Source organism: Mesorhizobium sp. M0894, from assembly GCF_040319725.1.
Taxonomy (GTDB): Bacteria; Pseudomonadota; Alphaproteobacteria; order Rhizobiales; family Rhizobiaceae; genus Mesorhizobium.
This window is the reverse complement of sequence record NZ_JAMYOG010000015.1, coordinates 70,413-87,320: the sequence shown is the minus strand read 5'-3', so window position 1 is coordinate 87,320 and position 16,908 is coordinate 70,413. Positions and strand designations below refer to the sequence as shown.

The window sequence follows — 16,908 nt, the reverse complement described above, 5'->3', positions numbered from 1 at the left end:
GTGTCGAGCGGCTCCAATGGGGGACGTGCAATAGGTTATCAATATGGGCTGATTTGGGCGGTCTCGGCCAGCCCCCTCGGAAAGCCGCTCTGAAAGCCTTGTGCGGCTCAGGGAAAAACACTAATCCAACGCCGTGGGGCCTGTAGCTCAATGGTTAGAGCCGGCGGCTCATAACCGCTTGGTTGGGGGTTCGAGTCCCTCCGGGCCCACCATTGGCTTTTGTGGCCGTTGATTTAATTGGATTTTTTGGCCATTTTTGTCCCACCTCTTTCAACCCCCTCAGAAAGTGGGACAATTTTGTTCTCTTTTCGATCGATAACCAGCAGGTATTTCGCCGCTCTCGCTACCTTCCGGCGACGCGCTTTCTTGATGTAGTGGTCGGGCTGCTGGTAGGTAGTCCACCCATATATCGCCTTCAGCTGCTCGTGCGTCGCGCCGTTCTCAGCGGCGATCGTCGCGCCGGCCTTGCGAATTCCATGAGCACTGCAGTGCGGCAGCTCAGCTTGATCACACCACTGGCGCATCTTGTTGCCCAGACCGTTCTCCGAGAACGGGCGACCATACTCATTGACCAGGAAGGTCATCTGGTCGGAGGGCGTGTGCTCAAGTTCCGCCTCTAGTTCGGGCAGAAGCGGGAGCTCCACCAACACCGCATCCTTGTTACGACTGGTCTTCCCAGGCTTAATTCTGATCCACTTCTCCCACTGCTCGGTCTCCTCGTTGTAGACGAGCGTGATGTGCTGTCGACCGAAGATCGCGACGTCGGACAACCGCAGGCCAGTAAACATGAAGATCGAGAGCGCACGTCTGGCTGCGGTACCCAGCGGATGCCGCTTCTCATATTGAACGATCTCCGACACGTCCCATGGGTGCCAGCCGTCGCCGCTCTTTAGCCGTCTGATGCCGCGGGCGGGATTGGAGTCGACGCCCGGAATCTCTGTGTCCTTTGCCCACTCAAACATCGCGCTGATGGCTTTTACGATATTGTTTGCCGCGCCAAGGGCGTCGAGCCTGGTGTCCCTGATCTCCTTAACATGAGACCGTTTCATACCGGCGAATGGCAGAGATCCCTTGGTGGGATACTGAGGATCCGGGTCACCTTCGAGGGGGTGAGGTAATTCGCATACGCGCTCCAGAATTGCTCGTCGGCGCGCCATAGTGTCTTGGGTGATTTCCGTGCCGCCCCGACGGTAATACTCCTGGCAAAGCCACAGCAACGTGCCTTTCTTCGCTGGCTCGGAAGGCTTGGGGAGGCGCCGGCAAATCTCGGGAAGAGTGCCGGGCCGAACATAAGTGACCTCGGCGCGCGCGCACCGCAGTTCCTCGAGGAACTCGTCGCTGCCGGTCGGTTCACGGAGCCGGACCTTCTTCCGACCCGGTGCGCGAAAATAGTACCGATCATTGCCGTGGCGATCAGTGTCCTTCACTACGCCCTTAAGATCGACCTTCACGGGCTCATCCGTCATGTTCGTGGTTTTCGATCCCAAGGATTGTCTAGTGGCGGCGAATCTTCGTCAAGCTTTGGTGCTCCTCCGATTTGGCGGTGAGGGAGCTTTCGAAACGCCAATACAAGTTCCTCGACGTCCCAAACAATGCGCCCCTTGCTCGGCATTCGTGGCTGCGGCATCCGGCCGTCCTGGACCATTTCATCAAAGGTCGTTGAGCTTACGCCGATGAACGTCGCAGCCTGCTCGCGATTGATTCCTACCGGCGGGAGCGAGGGCGGCAAGACGCTCGGGGTGCGCAGCATCGGTTTAGTGCGTTGAAAGCGCGTCTTTGGCGCCTGCCTGTCTTTCTATGCACCTGTCCGAATATTGCAGACGCTCAATCATGTCCTGGCCCTGTGCTTGCAGGCTCACCTAGGTCTCCAGACCTAGGATCGCTCAAGACACCGGACTCTTTTCCAGCCTTTGTGTACGATGATGGGTATCTTAATGCGCTCGAGGCCAAGAACTGAATGGGCAGCGACTTGCAAGGGCAAAATGACCGCGGAACCACGTATCTGAGTCAGAGGCGCAATCCAACTGAGGAACGCATGGTTGTGTTTTCAGACGGTTATGACTCTCATGCATGCGTAACAACCAACAAGAATACCAACAAAATATTTCTGTGGATCACTTTCATTCCTCATGGAATGCGCGACTGATTTGGTCCGACAGCGGCTTCACAAAATAAGAAAGCGCCGTACGCTCGCCCGTCTGGATCATCGCTTCGGCCGGCATGCCGGGCACGAGCGTCAGGTCCTTGAGCTTCGTCAGTTCCGCATGCGGAACTGACAGACGCACCAGGTAATACGAAACGCCGTTTTTTTCGTCCGTCGCCAGATCGGCTGCGATCCGGCTGACATATCCGTTCAATACCGGCGTGGTCCTCAGATTGAAGGCTGACATCCGCAGCACGGCCTTGTGACCAAGCTGGATTTGGTCGATGTCCTTCGGGGTGATTCGTGCTTCAAGCGCAAGATCGTCGCCTTCCGGCACGATTAGCATAATCGGATCGGCGGGCGTGATCACTCCTCCGACAGTATGAACTGCGAGTTGTTGAATGGCGCCTGACTGCGGCGCGACAATATCGATCCGTCGCAGTTCCTGTTCAGCCGCCACCTTGCGCTCAACATACTCCCCAACCTGCGCCTGAACCTCTCTGAGCTCTTGGCCGACTTCCGTCTTGAAATCCGGATCGATCTGCAGGATCTGCAGGCGCGTTTCGGCTATGCGGGCTGCCCTCTGTGCCTGTTGTGCAATCTTCTCACCGCGTTCGCCGCCGAAAGTGGCAACCTGCGTCTTCAGACTGTTCAAGCGTTGGTCCGAGACAATGCCTTGGACGCGCAGCCCACTCAGGGCAGCAATTTCCTTTTGGAGGATCTCGGTGCTTTTCTCACAAGCGATTTCTTGCGCCTTGAGCCCCTCGATCTCGTGCTCATATTGAGTGATGCGTTCCGCTAGCTGCGCCTGCCTTCCGTCGCGGGATTGTCTGCGGAATTCGAACAGCCGCGTCTCGCCATGTACTGCCGAAGCTACGTCCGGAACATCTCTGCGGGCGAGCAGCCAGTCCGGGAAGGCGATCTCCGCCAGATCGTCACGCTCAGCTTCGAGTCGTGCCAGGTTGGCGGCCAGCTCATCGAGCCGCTTGGTGACTACAGCGAGAGTGGCGCGCGTCTGGGTGGCGTCGAGCCGCATGAGGATGTCGCCGGCTTTTACTTTATCACCTTCGCTCACCAGGATTTCTCCCACCACCCCGCCGGTCGGGTGCTGCACCTTCTTCACATAGGAATCGACGACAAAGTGTCCGGACGCGACAACCGCGCCGGACAGATTTGTGAAGGCCGCCCAGGCTCCGGCTCCTCCCACAAAGATCACGCTCGCCAGCAGGCCCGCCACCAGATGCCGGCGAATGGACCTGGAAACGTCATTGTTCTGATGAATGCCGGACACCGGGATCCTCCATGTCAGCGCGCTCGTTATCCTGTGTAGACTCGATGGCCTTGACCCCAGCGCCTGATGCCATCGCTGCCCCCTTAAGGACTTTGGAAAGCGCTTCATCACGCGCACCGAATGCTCGCTGCCGTCCACCTTCCATCACCAACACCAAATCCACGGCGCGGATGGCGCTCGGCCGATGGGCAACGACAACCGCAATGCCCTTGCGCTCGCGCACGGAGGCGATCGCCTTAACGACCGCAGCCTCGCCTTCCGCATCGAGATTGGCATTGGGTTCATCGAGCACAACAAGGAAAGGGTCTCGATAAAGGGCACGGGCAAGACCGACACGCTGGCGCTGCCCGGCGGAAAGTGCCGATCCGGCCTCACCAATCGGGGTTTCGTAGCCGTGCTCAAATCGGAGGATCAGTTCGTGCGTGCCCGCTGCCTTCGCCGCGGCGACAATAGCCTCAGGGTCAGGATCGTCTTCAAAACGAGCGATGTTTTCGGCAATGGTGCCGTCGAATAGTTCAACACCTTGCGGCAGATAGCCGATATGACGGCCTAGCGCTTCCCGGTCCCATTGATCGAGGCTTGCGCTGTCGATGCGAACCTTTCCGGCGACCGGCGTCCATGCGCCGACGATGGCGCGCGAGAGTGTCGACTTGCCCGAACCCGATGCACCGATGATCCCGAGTGCGCTTCCCGCCTGAACGGCAAACGCAAGGCCGGTCACGGTCGGCTTCCTTTCGCCGGGCGGAACGATTGTCACGCCTTCGAGGCGGAGTTCGCGTTCAGGTGCAGGCATTGGCATAACAGGAGCGGTTTCAGGAACCTTTCCCAGGAGGTCCTCCAGCCGCGCCCAACCCTGGCGCGCCATGAGGAAGGGTTTCCAGCTTGAAATGGCCAGATCGACCGGAGCCAGCGCACGCCCCATCATGATCGAACTTGCAATCATGACCCCGGCCGTAGCCTCCTGACTGATCACAAGGTACGCGCCGACGGCAAGAATGGCCGATTGCAGCAGCACGCGCAGCGACTTTGAAATGGCACCCAGCCCACCTGCCACGTCCCCGGCTTTCCGGCTGGCGGCCAGATACTTGGCATTGGCCGTGTGCCATCGGGCAGCGATCCGCCTTCCGAGACCGAGAGCTTGCACGACCTCGGCATTGCAACGCGCTGCTTGCAGTAGACCATTTCGTGCCATGTTGTGGGCAATGGTATCGCGTATCGGTTGTTGCGAGAGAGTGTTGGCAAGAAGTGTCAGAGATGTGAGACCGATCGCCCCGATAAGGGCCGTCATGCCGATCCAGAAATGAAAGAGGAAGCAAATGGCAAGATAAAGCAGCATCCATGGCAGATCGAAGAACGCTGTCGGACCGTTTCCACCTAAGAATCCGCGAATATTGTCGAGATCGCGAAGCGGCTGCAAGCCGTCGCCCGGCATGCGCGTTAAAAGCGGAAGGCGAACGATCGCATCGTGAACGCGTCCGGAAAACTGTTCATCGAAACGCTCGCCAATCCGCAGCAGCACGCGGGCGCGCAAAACGTCGAGCAGGCATTGGAACGCATAAAGCCCTGCAGCAAGCACGACGAGCCCCACTAGCGTCGATACGCTGCCACTTGCCAGAACGCGGTCGTAGACCTGAAGCATGAACAGCGGCGAGATCAGCGCAAGCACGTTGACCACGCCGCTGATCAACAGAATTCCCCAAATAGCGGAACTCAGAGGGAAAGGTCTCAAAGCTGAATCCTTCAAGGAATGGTTACTCACGTAGGTCTCCGTGAGGATCTGGCGACCCAGCTCCCTATATTGCTCCCCGAGCGGCAACCGACTGCATCCGCGCGCTGATTCAGGATCAGTGCTCCCGCCGAATGTGTTTGGTTTGGCATCTAATGGAGCGGGTCAACAACAACACCGTCCGGCTGAAGGTTTGGAAGGGCAACGTCATCGTGGCCGGCCGCAAGGGCCCGAACAGGCTTCCGCCTCCACGCCTTCAGGGAGATTTCGGTGTACGAACAGCGCGACGTGCAGGGCTTCGTCAAGCTGTACACGCTGCGACTGCTCCCGGGCGCCCCGGCCCATCGCAAGTAGCGGAAACGGAAAGCGCCCGCCCCCGGGGGGGCGGGGCGCTGTTCCGTATGGGTTTTCTGGATCAAACGAAGGTGAAGTCCGACGCGGTCAGGCCTAGGTCGGCCACGGTGACCACACCGCCCAGGTGGACGAATTCATGCGCGTTGTTGTCGGCGGTGACATAGGCCAGAGTTGCGACTCTGTCGGTGTAGCTGCTTTGGTAGACAATGATGTCGCCGGCGTGCTCGCCGGAGATCGCACTCGCGGCTTCAGAAGCAGAGTTGAAAGATTCGCCAGTGATTACCACGACGTGTTCGCCGTTCGCACCTGAGGCCGCACCACTGTAGAAGCTGCTCACCGGGTAGCCGGACTGTATGCTGGCGTTGTTGACGAAGTTCGCGCCAAAACCGTCATTGTAGAGGCCCACCGCATCGAAGGCGAACTTGTCCTCCGCCGGGTTGAAATCGGTGATAGTGGTAATGTCCGACTTCGACCCGACAACCCCAGGCACCGGATTGTGGAACTGGAACACGAACGTGTCACTGTCGGTGCCCCCGGTCAACGTGTCCTGGCCGTCACCCACGTAGAGGACATCCTGGCCGGGACCGCCGCTGAGCCTGTCATTGTCCTCACCGGAGACGCGCGGGTTGAAGCGGCCGTTGTCGCCGGAGAGATCGTCCCAGCCATCTCCGCCGAAGATGCGGTCGTTACCCTTGCCGCCGATGAGTCGGTCACTGTCCGGGCCACCCGAGATCTCGTCGTTGCCGCCACGACCGTCAATCCAGTCACCGCCCTGGAAACCCTCCATCCAATCGTCAAGCTCGGTGCCGATGAGTGTTTCGGCACCCGGGCCACCCTCGATAATCTTTGCCATCGAAAATACTCCTAATGATGCACCCTGCCTGACGCGTTCATATTGCTCATCGGATAATTAGAGAAATCGATTGCTTGGATAGGCACACATTTACGAAATGGATGCACTCACGTTCACTTCCTTCTGCTGAGCAGTTGCGGGCTCGCTGGCGGCGGGGACGCTGGTCGCCCAAGCAATCGATCTGAAGATTCGACACTCAAACCACCAGGACAACACTTCGTAACGGGGCCGACCTGGTTCGGCCCCAAACTTCTCTCTGTTTGCTCGACGCCGGCATACCCGCACCGTAAGCGCTGGACGAGGACAAGTTCCGCTGGCCGCGGGTGGAGAACGGCGTGATCCGGCTTGCCGCGCGGAACTGATGGCGCTCGTCGAAGGCATGGACTGGCGCGTTTGAGCCGAACGGAGACGGCGTCCGACGTCGGCCGGATAGGCCGTGGCGAAGTGACTCAGGCGCAAAAGGCGGGCCTCAGGCCGTGCAAAATAAGCTCCTGTCGGCGTCATGACGAGAAGCGCTTCGGCCCGTCCCCACGAAATCGATCCGCTCAAGGCGATGTTCGTCGCCATGGCGGCGGAGAAGGCCGAACTGCAACAACTCCGGAGCGAAACACTCAAGGCCGAGATCGTCCGGATGGCGACACTCAACGAGCGTGCCCAGGAGAAGATCGCCGACCTTCATGGGATCATCAAGCAGCTGGAGCGCGCCGCTTCGGTCGCAGCTCCGAGAAGCTCGAACGTGCCCAGCAGGCCTTCGCCTTCGAAATCCAGACCGGGCTCGGCGCGATTGAGTCCGAGCTCGAGGCCGCAAGACCGACAGGCGAGCCGCGACGTGCTGCGCGACCGCGCAAGGCGTTCCCGGCGCATCTGGAGCGGGTCGAGATCGTCATCCAGCCCGAGCCATGGGGGAAGAAGCGCTCCCGCAGCCAATTGTCCGGTCCGTCAAACGCGGTCGGCCGCACAGGCTTGCGAAACGGAACAGTCCCGCCCTCGCTTAGATACCGAGGCACCGTGTTGCGCGCGCACCCGAATTCCTTCGCCCGTCGGTTCATTCCCCAGCCAAGCTCATGCAGCCGCAGCATCGTTGCCACCTCTTCAGGCTGAAGGATCTGCTCTCCCTGCATCGTTCTCGACAATGCAGGAATCGCCCAATCCCAATCGCCATCCATGCCTCCTCTCATAACCGAGGGGTCGTCGGCCGACAACTGAGACGTCCGGTGCTCTTAGGCGGGGTAATCATACGAGATGCCTCCTGCAACATCATTTCCCGCATCCATAGGCTTGCCGGATCATTATTGTGAAGCGCAGGCCATTGGACGGCCTCCGTGAATGCGGCAGGAAGTGGCGGCGGAAGTTCGACAATCCGCAGGGGTGTTAATTTTGCGAAATGCTGCGCCAGCCGTAAGGGCATTGTCCCGATGCGGTTGGTGCCTGATAGAAGGGGCGGGATCATGCTAAAGCCCTGTACGACGACCTCGATACGTCTCTCGAAACCGTTCTCGAGCAAATACCATTCCTCGATGGAGGGCTGCCGGGTGTCCCCGAATTTAAGCACAACCTGCCCCATCGACAAGTATCGGTCGAATGTAAGTGGCTCTGACAGCTGCTTGTTCGTGCCGCAGCCTACGCACACGAGCATATCTTCGAACAGGGCTGCGCGAGGATGTTTCGACATGAACACTTCCGGCATAATCAGAAAATCAACGTCGCCGCGCCGGAGAAGCTCCTCGGGGTCGTCGGAAATAAGCAGACATTCGAAGCGGACGGCGGGAGCTTCCCGCGCAGCACGCTTTACGATCTTCTTAAAAAATACGAGCGTGAGGTAATCGGAAAGGATGATGCGGAAGCGACGATCCGATCGGGCCGGGTTAAAGGCGTCCCAGGAAATAATCGACAGCTGGATGTGCAGCAATGCCTCCCGGACTGCTGTGGCGAGCCCCTCCGCGCGCGGTGTCAAAATGAGTTCGCGGCCGTTCATCGTAAATAGCTCATCGCTGAAATAGGCGCGTAACCGACCGACGGCGGCGCTCATGGCCGGCTGACTCAGGTTAATACTGCGGGCCGCGGCGGTGACTTTACGCTCCCTGATCAAAGCGTCCAGCACAACGAGGAGATTTAGATCGAGTCCCTTAAAACGCATGTATTGACCTATCCGACGCGTGGATGGGTATCGCCCAAAAAATCAATTTTACGAATGGTGAGTAGCGTCAACGCATCAGCCGACGACGAAATAGAGCAACCGATAGGAAGAACGGTAAAACCGTGTATATGCAAAGCGCGCCGATATGCAGGCCCATGCTGCCGGCCGGACGGCCAAGCATCGCCGGACGAATGAGGTCAATTGCATGTGCGAGCGGCAACAAGGAGGCGACGTCCTGAAAAGCGCCGGGCAATTGGTTGACCGGAAACATCGCGCCGCAAAGGAACAGCATGGGTGTTATAACAAGCGTATTATAAAATATGAAATATTCATAACTGGGCGCAAGCGCCGTGACGACCATCGCTAGACTCGCGAAGGCGAGGCCACTGAGAGCGATGACTGGCAGCAAGCAGAGGATGGATGGCCACGATGTGTAGCCGAGCGTGGTGGCAACAACAGTGATTGCTGTGCCCGCCATCAGGGCCTTCGTGGCTGCCCACGCCAATTCGCCGAGTAAGATATCGCCGAGCGTCAGCTGAGTGCATAGCATTCCTTCCCAGGTGCGCTGGTTGTCCATGCGGCCGAAACTCCCGTAAACCGTTTCAGCAGTCGCCGATGCCATCGCGCTTGTGGCAACCATGCCAGCCGCGAGAAACGCAATGTACGAAGTGCCCTCAACAGGACCTATCATTGTTCCGATGCCAAAGCCGAGACCGAACAGATAGATCATCGGATCGGCGAGGTTGCCGAGAACCGATGCAAGCCCGATTTTCTTCCATCCAAGATAGTTGCGGCGCCAAACCGCGACCCAATTCCACGCATTGGCGGGCATGGCCGCCGCATAACGTTCGCCCATTGTTCAGTCCTCCATCTCGCGCCCGGTTAGCCGCAAGAACACATCCTCGAGATTGGGGGGACGCTGCAGAAGGCGCAGACCCGCGCGCCCGCGTAGCTGCACCAGCACCTGCTCCGGATCGGGTGCATAGCAAAAAAGCGTCTCACCGCTCACCTCGATGCGGTGTGCGTACGGCCGGATCAGCGCACCCAGTTCATGCGGATTGCCGCCGTAGACCTCGACCACGTCACAGCCGATCTGCTCGTCAATGAGTGCGGACGGGCGGCCTTCGGCGATCTTGCGCCCCTCCTCCATAACGCACAGCCGATCGCACAGCCGCTCGGCCTCTTCCATGAAATGGGTAGTCAAAAGAATAGTCTTGCCCCGCGCCAGCAGCGATCGCAGCCGTTCCCAGATCAGGTGACGGGCCTGCGGATCGAGGCCGGTGGTCGGCTCGTCCATCACCAGCAAGTGCGGGTCATTGATCAGCGCACGCGCGAGCGTCAGGCGCCGCTTCATGCCGCCGGACAGTTCGGCGACGCGCGCATCCGCTTTGTTCTCGAGGCGGGCGAACTCAAGCAGCGATGGTATGACCGCTTCGATCTGGCGTCTGCTCATCCGGAAGTAGCGACCGAACACCAACAGGTTCTCGCGTACAGTGAACGCGGTATCAAGATTGTCGAACTGCGGAACCACGCCGATGCGCATACGTGCCAAACGCGCGCGCGCCGGCACTGGAGCGCCGAGCACAGTAATCTTGCCGGCATCAGGCGATGTCATGCCGAGGACCATACGCGCAATCGTGCTTTTGCCCGCACCGTTCGGTCCCAAGAGCCCGAAGCATTCCCCCGCCGCAACGCGGAACGACAGTCTGTCGACAACGAGCTTGTCATAAGTTTTGCTTACGTCAGTAAGATCGATCGCTACCATGGACATGGGTTCATTTTACCGAGAGGGACGCCAAGACTGGCGGTTGCTTGGTTGCCTGCCGGACCTGAAACTGTGACTCGTCTTCGCCATCCCAGCCGTCGATAACGAACTGATCGACATCACAAGGATTTAGCCCCTGTTCCGCCAAAGCGGCGACAATTGCGTCGAGATTATCGATGGTGTGATAACGCGGATTGTTGTGCCGCTTTTCCTGCTCAACGCAGAAGACGAGCCGTCCATCCTCGACAAGGGCGATCGCCCCATCATGGGTCAGCTTGGTACCACAGATGCGCATAGTGTCTCCACGTTAACGGCGATAGATTCGATTCATCAGGAAGCGGAAAGCGGGTTCCGGAAACGGACGAGCAAGCAGTCTTCGTTGACCGACTCGCCCCGACACTCAAGACGCTCTACCTCGATCAATGTTTCGTTCAGCATGGCGATGACCGGCTCAGCACCAGCGGCGTGACCCCAGCGACGGCAATTAGCATCCCTTGCCGATCCGAAGATCAGATGCCCGCCTGGCGCAAGCACCCGCACCAGGTTTTTGACGGCCGCGCGCATCTCGGCTATGTCTTCGAGGTAGTATAGGACCTCCGCCACAACGATCAGGTCAAACAACTCGTCGGTCGAAAACTGTTGAACATCGGAGACTATCCAGTTGATGCGCGACGGCTCCTTTATCCGTTGACGTGCTCGAGCAATCGCTTGCGCCACGACATCGATGACGGTGAGCCCTTGGCAGTTGGGAGCTAATTTTTCCGTGAATGCGCCGGCAGCGCACCCGACTTCGAGGGCATTTGTAATGGAGCCTTGGGCAAGCGCCAGCTGGAGCATTTGCGTGTGGCGCTCCCGCTCGAACGGATTGCCGTCGAGGCGCCACGGATCGTCTGCGGCCAATTCCCGATCGAGCAACTGATGATTCATGTTCTGGGTCAAACTCGTCCACCTCTCGTCCACCTAGGTAATTAGCGATCACTCGTCGCCGCAGATGTTGCTCGACAGCGCTAATCCCGAAGAATCCGCGCAAGATTGAGCCTGCGAAGCGGAGCCGCATGCGGTGAGAATTCTGCCCTGCTTGATCCAGTGATCGGAGTTTGGGTGGGGGCCTGTTTTCCCCCAGTGTTCGATGTAGCGACAGCAGAGCTTCGCGACAGCCAATCGCTATTGCTCAATGTACACAGCGCGTAGGCCTTCAAGGGAAGTAAGAGAAAGATGTTGATGAACGTGTGCAGGGAAAAGCCCAGAAATCGAAACTGTCGAGCACGAAATGCTACCACGCTGCATCGGACCATGGTCATGGACACAATCATCAGTCCTGTCCACCAAGGCACAGTGCCTGTCAGTGCGAAATGTGCGAGGCCCGTTAGTACCGATAGGGCGAGGAGTAGCGGCCCGAGATTCTGTCCGACCACGTCCAACGTGAGATAGCTATTGAGGCCGGGCAGCAAGCGCAGCCCAAGCAGCGTGTCCCGGAATGTGCTTCGTGCCCAACGGAGTTGTTGGCGCAGATACGGTCCGAGTCTGTTCGGAACGACTGTGGCCGCGATGGCGCCCGGAACGTACTCGGTTCGAAAGCCTGCTTTCAGCATGAGGATAGTGAGATGGCGATCCTCCCCGAAGTCGCTTGGCTTGCCCCGAAAAAATTGCGACTCGTACTGGTCCAGTAACAAAAGGAGCGCAGACCGGCGGTACATGGCACATGGGCCGCAACAGCACATAACGGCACCGAAGCGAGCCTGTGCCGCGCGCTCCTCGTTGCAAGCCAGCCAGTACTCCATGTCTATCAGCCTTGTCAGCCAGCTCTCGCTCCGGTTACTGGCAATCAACTGACCCATGACTGCGCCGACCGCTGGATCTCGCATCTTCGGTACAAGCTTGGTGATGACGTCGGGCGCGAGTATCGTGTCTGAATCAACGTTAAGCACCAAATCCCCGGATGAGCGGCGTATCGCGGCGATCTGCGCCTTGCGCTTTCCAACATTCTCGGGAAGCAAAATGATGTCGAACCTAGGGTCGCGCGCGTAGGTTTCGTGGACAGTTCCTACGGCTTCGCGATTTCCAGAACCGTCATCAACCACATAGACCCGAAGTCTTCCGGCGTATTCTTGGTCTGCAATGGACGCCAGGCACTCTGAAAGCGTGCGCGGATCCTCGTTGAAGCAGGGGACGATGACATCCACGCTGGGCAGTTGATCGGAGCCGACGAGATCCTCCAACGCCGATGAGTCGTTTGTCGGCAGAGCATAAATCCCCTGCATGCTCTTATAAGCAGTCGAGAGCAGTGCATAAAGCGAAATGGCCACAGTGCTGGTTGTACCAAGAAGAGTCATGGGATCTCGTTTGTTCAGTGATGTTGAGGAAGTGAGCGGATTACAAATCCGCGCTCATGAAGTGCTGGAATCAGCCGGGACAGCGCCGTGACCGTCTGGTCGCGCAGACCGGCGTGAGCGCCCTGGCTCAACTCGCCGGGAGGGCATCCGTCGTGCAAGAGTACGATTGCGCCCGGCCGGACAGAGGCGAGCACGGTATCGATAATCGCGTCGGCCCCAGGGCGAGACCAATCTCGAGGGTCGACGGACCAATGGAGGGCCGTCAGCCCGGCGATCTGTGACGCTGTGAAGACTTCTTCGCTCCAGGCCCCGTAGGGCGCGCGAATATAGCGCACCGAGGCCTGAGGGCACGCCCTCATGATGGCGCCGTTCGCTTCAAAGATCTCACGTTGCACTTCGCCGAAGCCGCATTTGTACAGATCCGGATGAGTCATCGTGTGGTTGCCTAGCTCGTGCCCTTCTGCAAACATTCGTTGGATTAGATCCGGGTGCTCTAAGGCGTAGGCGCCGATGACGAAGAAAGTCGCCGGCACCCGCTGCTCTGCCAACACATCCAGAATCTCCGGTGTGAAAAGTGGATTGGGACCGTCGTCAAACGTCAGATAAACGCTGCGACGGCCGGTGCCGTCAGAGCACTCACGGCGCACTTCGTACAAGCAATCGGGACGGCTCATAGCTCTGGTCCGTTCCGATCGATCATCGTGCCCGTGGGCCATTCGCTGATCGGCCGTCCAACTGGCAGAACAATGGTGAGTGCGTCATCGATGCGTGTGGGCGGCAGGTCGAGGCGCGCCTCTGGTCGGGTGGAGCGCACGCGAATTCCCGACAAAACGGCCATAGGGCTGTATCGCCGCCCGAACCTCTCAACATGATTCCGCAGCGCGTCCCGGACGGTTCCGAAAGCGAATGGAACGCCAAGCTCCTGCAGTATTGGAAGCATGACATGGATTGAATGGGCGATTCCGAGACCCTCAAGATCCGGACGTACCCCGTACAGGCCCAGCTCAGCCACCAACAGATCGACCGCGTCAACCTTGATGAAACGGCGCAGTATGCCCATGTGAGCCGCTACACCGCTCGAATCATAGGCGATTGCGCGGAGTTCAGGCCTGGCTCCGGCCCAGCTTCGACTACCTTCGAACGGTTCTGCGTTGGACGCCCCAGTCGGCCCGTAGGTATTACGAAAGAACTGGGCGAGCTCGACGTGGTCCGAGAGCTGCAACTCGTTTTCCCAGCACAATTTCCACTGCACCTGAGGGCGCATTCAGGACCTCTCTTCAAAATAGTTTCTTGCGGGCCGCATTACCCGGCCAAAGCGGCGGCGTTGTTGGCTGCACTCAACCGTTGTCGTTAGCGAAGGTGAGCCAGCCGGTGGGGCTCGCCAATGAGCTCTCTCGATGTTCCCGCCCGTCGCGGCGCCGTCGATTTGAGCTTGACGTCGGTCATTTACGTTCCTCTAATGCATGGTTCGTAAATTCGTAAAATTGATTGTTTAGATGATGCCCATCCACACGCTGGATAGATCAGGATATGCGGTTTAAGGGGCTGGATCTGAATCTCCTCGTTGTGCTGGACGCTCTGATCAGGGAGCGTAAAGTCACTGCCGCGGCCAACAGTATTAACCTGAGCCAGCCGGCCATGAGCGCCGCCGTCGCTCGGTTACGCGCCTACTTCAGCAATGAGCTATTTACGATGAACGGCCGCGAGCTCATTTTGACACCGCGCGCGGAGGGGCTTGCCCCAGCAGTCCGGGATGCATTGCTGCACATCCAGCTATCGATTATTTCCTCCGACGCCTTTAACCCAGCCCAATCGGATCGTCTCTTCCGAATCATGCTTTCCGATTACCTCACGCTCGTGCTTTTTAAGAGGATCGTAGAGCGTACTGCGCGGGAAGCTCCCGCCGTCCGCTTCGAATGCCTGCCTATTTGCGACGACCCCGAGGAGCTTCTCCGGCGCGGCGACGTTGATTTTCTGATTATGCCGGAAGTGTTCATGTCGAAACATCCTCGCGCAGCCCTGTTCGAAGATATGCTCGTATGCGTAGGCTGCGGCACGAACAAGCAGCTGTCAGAGCCACTTACATTCGAGCGATACTTGTCGATGGGGCATGTCGTGCTCAAATTCAGGCACACCCGGCAGCCCACCATGGAGGAGTGGTATTTGCTCGAGCACGGTTTCGAGAGACGTATCGAGGTCGTCGTACAGGGCTTTAGCCTGATCGCGCCCGTCCTATCAGGCACCAACCGCATCGGGACCATGCCCTTACGGCTGGCGCAGCATTTCGCAAAAACAACACCCCTGCGGATTGTCGGACTTCCGCCGCCACTTCCTCATCCCGCATTCACGGAGGCCGTCCAATGGCCCGCGCTTCACAATACTGATCCGGCAAGCCTGTGGATGCGGGAAATGATGTTGCAGGAGGCATCTCGCCTGGCGCCTTTGCTTGAAAGCTATTGAGCGTCTCGGGCTTCCTGGAGGCGGTCGCGATCGCGTAGGAGCGGTTGCCATTCGGGCGTCAGGCCTTTGGCTCGGCAGAGCGGCGCAGTTCCTTGCTGAGTACGAGGGCCAGGAACGAGCAGAACACATGCCCGGGTTGGTGCTGAGTTGACTGCCGCCTCCGATTTCGCGTGCGAAGTCCCAGAAGATGTCTAGCCCCACTCAAATGCCAACTTTGCCGGCCTTGCCGCGGCTTTTCACGCGCGGCCAGGCGAGGAGATGCCGGTCGACGAGGTCAATCCCAATGGACTGTGCCGGCCTCGCTCGGCTACTGGCGTGAGGCATCCTTGACGACACCGCCCTGGACCGACAACGTCGAGATGTTGGCAATGAAGCCGGTCGCGACCTCGCGCTTCCGCCTGAACGCGTGGCCGATCCGTTCACCCAATTGGCGCTTCATCCTGGGCCGCGGCTGAGGCCTGTGGGGTGCGGCTACCCCGCGTGGATGGGATCATCAATCAACTTTCTCTCATTTATGAAAGGAAACTTCCCCGCTTACGATAGAAGCCATCAGTTTCATATATTTTCCGGCAGATGAATGTCGAACGGCAGAAATGTCTGTCCTGGTGTTTCAGCAGTGCCGGTCTCGATAGCCCGCGTCATCAGCGTTATCAGCTCCTGGGAAAGCCGGCGCATTGGCGTGGCGACCGCCATCGTGATGATGTTATCAGCGAGTGCCGCCCGAGATTCCGGCGTGATTTCATTCACGATCGCGACGAGATCGCGACTTTTACCCTCTTCCCGGACCGCGGAGATGGCGCCCTCCATGCCGCCCCCGGCGACATAGAAGCCGACGAGCTCGGGTTCCCGCTGCATGAGATCAAGCGTTGCCTCGTAGGTGACCTGCCGTTTCTCCAGGTTCACAAGCGGATCGAGCACCTCGAACGTCGGCGCGTTCTCACGGCAATAGGAGCGAAAGCCGACGTCACGGAGCTCGTGCCCCTGGAAACGATGGCTACCGACAAACACCGCCACCTTGCCGGGCCGTTTTGCGACCTTGGACACCATCCAAGCGGCCGTGCGCCCCACCTTGCGGTTGTTGAGGCCGATATAGCCCTGTCGCACGCCGGCGGCGAAGTCGGAAAGCAGCGAGAAAACCGGAATGCCTTTGGCCTTGAGGTCCTCAACCGCTGCTGTAATTTTCGGGTGGTCCGGTGCCACCATCGCGATCGCATGGCAGCGTGCGCCCAAATCCTTGAGCGGTGCGATTAGGTCGCTCGGCATATGTGACGGGGCGAATTGGATGAGCGGAATGCCGTGGAAGGACTGGGCCAAATTGACCGACGCTTCGACCTCGCGCGCAAAGTCTTGGTAGAAATGCTGGGCCGGTTTTCTCAAGATGAAGCCCAGACGGTAGCACGGTAGGTCTCGCCGCAAGCGCTGCTTGATGAGCCCGGCAGCATGATAGCCGATCGCGTGGGCGGCGTCGTGGACCCGCCGCGCGGTCTCCTCGCGCACCGGATGGCGGGCGTTCAGAACCCGATCGACCGTTGCTACGCTGACTCGGGATTCGCGGGCGAGATCGGCAATTGTGGGGCGCTTGGTCATGGGTCCTATTCTGATTGGTTTTTGACGCAGGCTGGCTCTCTGTCACCTAGCGCGATTCGACAATGGTTTCGGGTGGGCAAAGTGAAGACGCCCGCATACTGAATGATCGACAGCGTATTGGACTACTCCAGACGTAGACCGGCCGGGTATAACGGAAGGTTCATTCGCTTAGGGGGGCGATGATTTGCACTCACACATTTAGCGCTTCTGATACATGGTTCGTGAGGCGCCGTTTAGAGCCTGCGAGTCGATCGTTCAG

At 58.9% G+C, this 16,908-nt stretch carries 14 protein-coding genes, 1 tRNA gene and 3 pseudogenes; 3 read left to right on the top strand and 15 right to left on the bottom strand.

The window, feature by feature from the left end:
- Positions 1 to 136: 136 nt before the first annotated feature.
- A tRNA-Ile gene (locus NKH91_RS24800) sits at positions 137 to 212 on the top strand.
- A 21-nt stretch (positions 213 to 233) separates the two neighbouring features.
- On the opposite strand, the gene NKH91_RS24795 is transcribed toward NKH91_RS24800, so the two are convergent.
- From NKH91_RS24795 to NKH91_RS24775, 5 genes are all read right to left on the bottom strand, one after another.
- Positions 234 to 1,451, bottom strand: coding sequence for a tyrosine-type recombinase/integrase (locus NKH91_RS24795; protein ID WP_352715572.1), 1,218 nt, complete (start codon positions 1,449 to 1,451; stop codon positions 234 to 236).
- 669 nt (positions 1,452 to 2,120) lie between these two features.
- On the bottom strand, positions 2,121 to 3,434 hold the full coding sequence (locus NKH91_RS24790) for an HlyD family type I secretion periplasmic adaptor subunit (RefSeq protein ID WP_352811371.1): 1,314 nt from the start codon (positions 3,432 to 3,434) through the stop codon (positions 2,121 to 2,123).
- Positions 3,409 to 5,178: a type I secretion system permease/ATPase gene (locus NKH91_RS24785; RefSeq protein WP_352715648.1), complete on the bottom strand. Its 1,770-nt coding sequence runs from the start codon at positions 5,176 to 5,178 to the stop codon at positions 3,409 to 3,411. The genes NKH91_RS24790 and NKH91_RS24785 overlap by 26 nt, the downstream gene beginning before the upstream one ends.
- A gap of 397 nt (positions 5,179 to 5,575) precedes the next feature.
- Entirely contained in the window at positions 5,576 to 6,367 is a 792-nt protein-coding gene (locus tag NKH91_RS24780) for a calcium-binding protein (RefSeq protein WP_352483785.1), read from the bottom strand.
- A gap of 469 nt (positions 6,368 to 6,836) precedes the next feature.
- The gene (locus tag NKH91_RS24775) at positions 6,837 to 7,046 is read right to left on the bottom strand and encodes a hypothetical protein (RefSeq protein ID WP_352811373.1); all 210 of its coding nucleotides are present in this window, start codon (positions 7,044 to 7,046) and stop codon (positions 6,837 to 6,839) included.
- Between the two features lie 32 nt (positions 7,047 to 7,078).
- Between NKH91_RS24775 and NKH91_RS24770 the strand changes: the two are divergent.
- A pseudogene (locus NKH91_RS24770) lies at positions 7,079 to 7,237 on the top strand (IS66 family transposase); the annotation flags it as partial.
- Between the two features lie 29 nt (positions 7,238 to 7,266).
- On the opposite strand, the pseudogene NKH91_RS24765 reads toward NKH91_RS24770, so the two are convergent.
- From NKH91_RS24765 to NKH91_RS24725, 9 genes and pseudogenes are all read right to left on the bottom strand, one after another.
- A pseudogene (locus tag NKH91_RS24765) lies at positions 7,267 to 7,533 on the bottom strand (hypothetical protein); the annotation flags it as partial.
- A gap of 8 nt (positions 7,534 to 7,541) precedes the next feature.
- Positions 7,542 to 8,504: a LysR family transcriptional regulator gene (locus NKH91_RS24760; protein ID WP_352516375.1), complete on the bottom strand. Its 963-nt coding sequence runs from the start codon at positions 8,502 to 8,504 to the stop codon at positions 7,542 to 7,544.
- Positions 8,505 to 8,571: 67 nt separating this feature from the next.
- A complete protein-coding gene (locus NKH91_RS24755) occupies positions 8,572 to 9,360 on the bottom strand; it encodes an ABC transporter permease (protein ID WP_023719312.1) in 789 nt (262 codons plus the stop codon).
- A 3-nt stretch (positions 9,361 to 9,363) separates the two neighbouring features.
- Positions 9,364 to 10,275 carry a nodulation factor ABC transporter ATP-binding protein NodI gene (nodI, locus tag NKH91_RS24750; RefSeq protein ID WP_352710397.1) on the bottom strand — a complete coding sequence of 304 codons (912 nt, stop codon included), beginning with the start codon at positions 10,273 to 10,275 and terminating at the stop codon, positions 9,364 to 9,366.
- A gap of 43 nt (positions 10,276 to 10,318) precedes the next feature.
- Positions 10,319 to 10,564: pseudogene (locus tag NKH91_RS24745) on the bottom strand (carbamoyltransferase N-terminal domain-containing protein); the annotation flags it as partial.
- Positions 10,565 to 10,599: 35 nt separating this feature from the next.
- On the bottom strand, positions 10,600 to 11,196 hold the full coding sequence (gene nodS, locus NKH91_RS24740; RefSeq protein WP_031194123.1) for a nodulation methyltransferase NodS: 597 nt from the start codon (positions 11,194 to 11,196) through the stop codon (positions 10,600 to 10,602).
- Between the two features lie 80 nt (positions 11,197 to 11,276).
- Entirely contained in the window at positions 11,277 to 12,602 is a 1,326-nt protein-coding gene (gene nodC, locus NKH91_RS24735) for a chitooligosaccharide synthase NodC (protein WP_352450740.1), read from the bottom strand.
- Between the two features lie 14 nt (positions 12,603 to 12,616).
- Entirely contained in the window at positions 12,617 to 13,276 is a 660-nt protein-coding gene (nodB, locus tag NKH91_RS24730; protein WP_352615317.1) for a chitooligosaccharide deacetylase NodB, read from the bottom strand.
- The gene (locus NKH91_RS24725; RefSeq protein WP_352615318.1) at positions 13,273 to 13,866 is read right to left on the bottom strand and encodes a NodA family N-acyltransferase; all 594 of its coding nucleotides are present in this window, start codon (positions 13,864 to 13,866) and stop codon (positions 13,273 to 13,275) included. Before NKH91_RS24725 ends, nodB begins: the two co-directional genes overlap by 4 nt.
- A gap of 266 nt (positions 13,867 to 14,132) precedes the next feature.
- Between NKH91_RS24725 and NKH91_RS24720 the strand changes: the two genes are divergently transcribed.
- Complete coding sequence (locus NKH91_RS24720) at positions 14,133 to 15,062, top strand: LysR family transcriptional regulator (RefSeq protein ID WP_352457033.1); 930 nt, start codon at positions 14,133 to 14,135, stop codon at positions 15,060 to 15,062.
- A 555-nt stretch (positions 15,063 to 15,617) separates the two neighbouring features.
- Here NKH91_RS24720 and NKH91_RS24715 read toward each other — a convergent pair.
- Positions 15,618 to 16,649: a LacI family DNA-binding transcriptional regulator gene (locus NKH91_RS24715; protein ID WP_352687758.1), complete on the bottom strand. Its 1,032-nt coding sequence runs from the start codon at positions 16,647 to 16,649 to the stop codon at positions 15,618 to 15,620.
- Between the last annotated feature and the right edge of the window lie 259 nt (positions 16,650 to 16,908).

Coding starts and splice junctions, on each gene's coding strand:
- nodC (WP_352450740.1), bottom strand. CDS start 12,602: ATGACTCTTCTTGGTACAACCAGCACTGTGGCCATTTCGCTTTATGCA.
- nodS (WP_031194123.1), bottom strand. CDS start 11,196: ATGAATCATCAGTTGCTCGATCGGGAATTGGCCGCAGACGATCCGTGG.
- NKH91_RS24775 (WP_352811373.1), bottom strand. CDS start 7,046: ATGAAGGTCGGCGATCTTCTCCTGGGCACGCTCGTTGAGTGTCGCCAT.
- NKH91_RS24725 (WP_352615318.1), bottom strand. CDS start 13,866: ATGCGCCCTCAGGTGCAGTGGAAATTGTGCTGGGAAAACGAGTTGCAG.
- NKH91_RS24780 (WP_352483785.1), bottom strand. CDS start 6,367: ATGGCAAAGATTATCGAGGGTGGCCCGGGTGCCGAAACACTCATCGGC.
- NKH91_RS24715 (WP_352687758.1), bottom strand. CDS start 16,649: ATGACCAAGCGCCCCACAATTGCCGATCTCGCCCGCGAATCCCGAGTC.
- nodB (WP_352615317.1), bottom strand. CDS start 13,276: ATGAGCCGTCCCGATTGCTTGTACGAAGTGCGCCGTGAGTGCTCTGAC.
- NKH91_RS24720 (WP_352457033.1), top strand. CDS start 14,133: ATGCGGTTTAAGGGGCTGGATCTGAATCTCCTCGTTGTGCTGGACGCT.
- nodI (WP_352710397.1), bottom strand. CDS start 10,275: ATGTCCATGGTAGCGATCGATCTTACTGACGTAAGCAAAACTTATGAC.
- NKH91_RS24755 (WP_023719312.1), bottom strand. CDS start 9,360: ATGGGCGAACGTTATGCGGCGGCCATGCCCGCCAATGCGTGGAATTGG.
- NKH91_RS24760 (WP_352516375.1), bottom strand. CDS start 8,504: ATGCGTTTTAAGGGACTCGATCTAAATCTCCTCGTTGTGCTGGACGCT.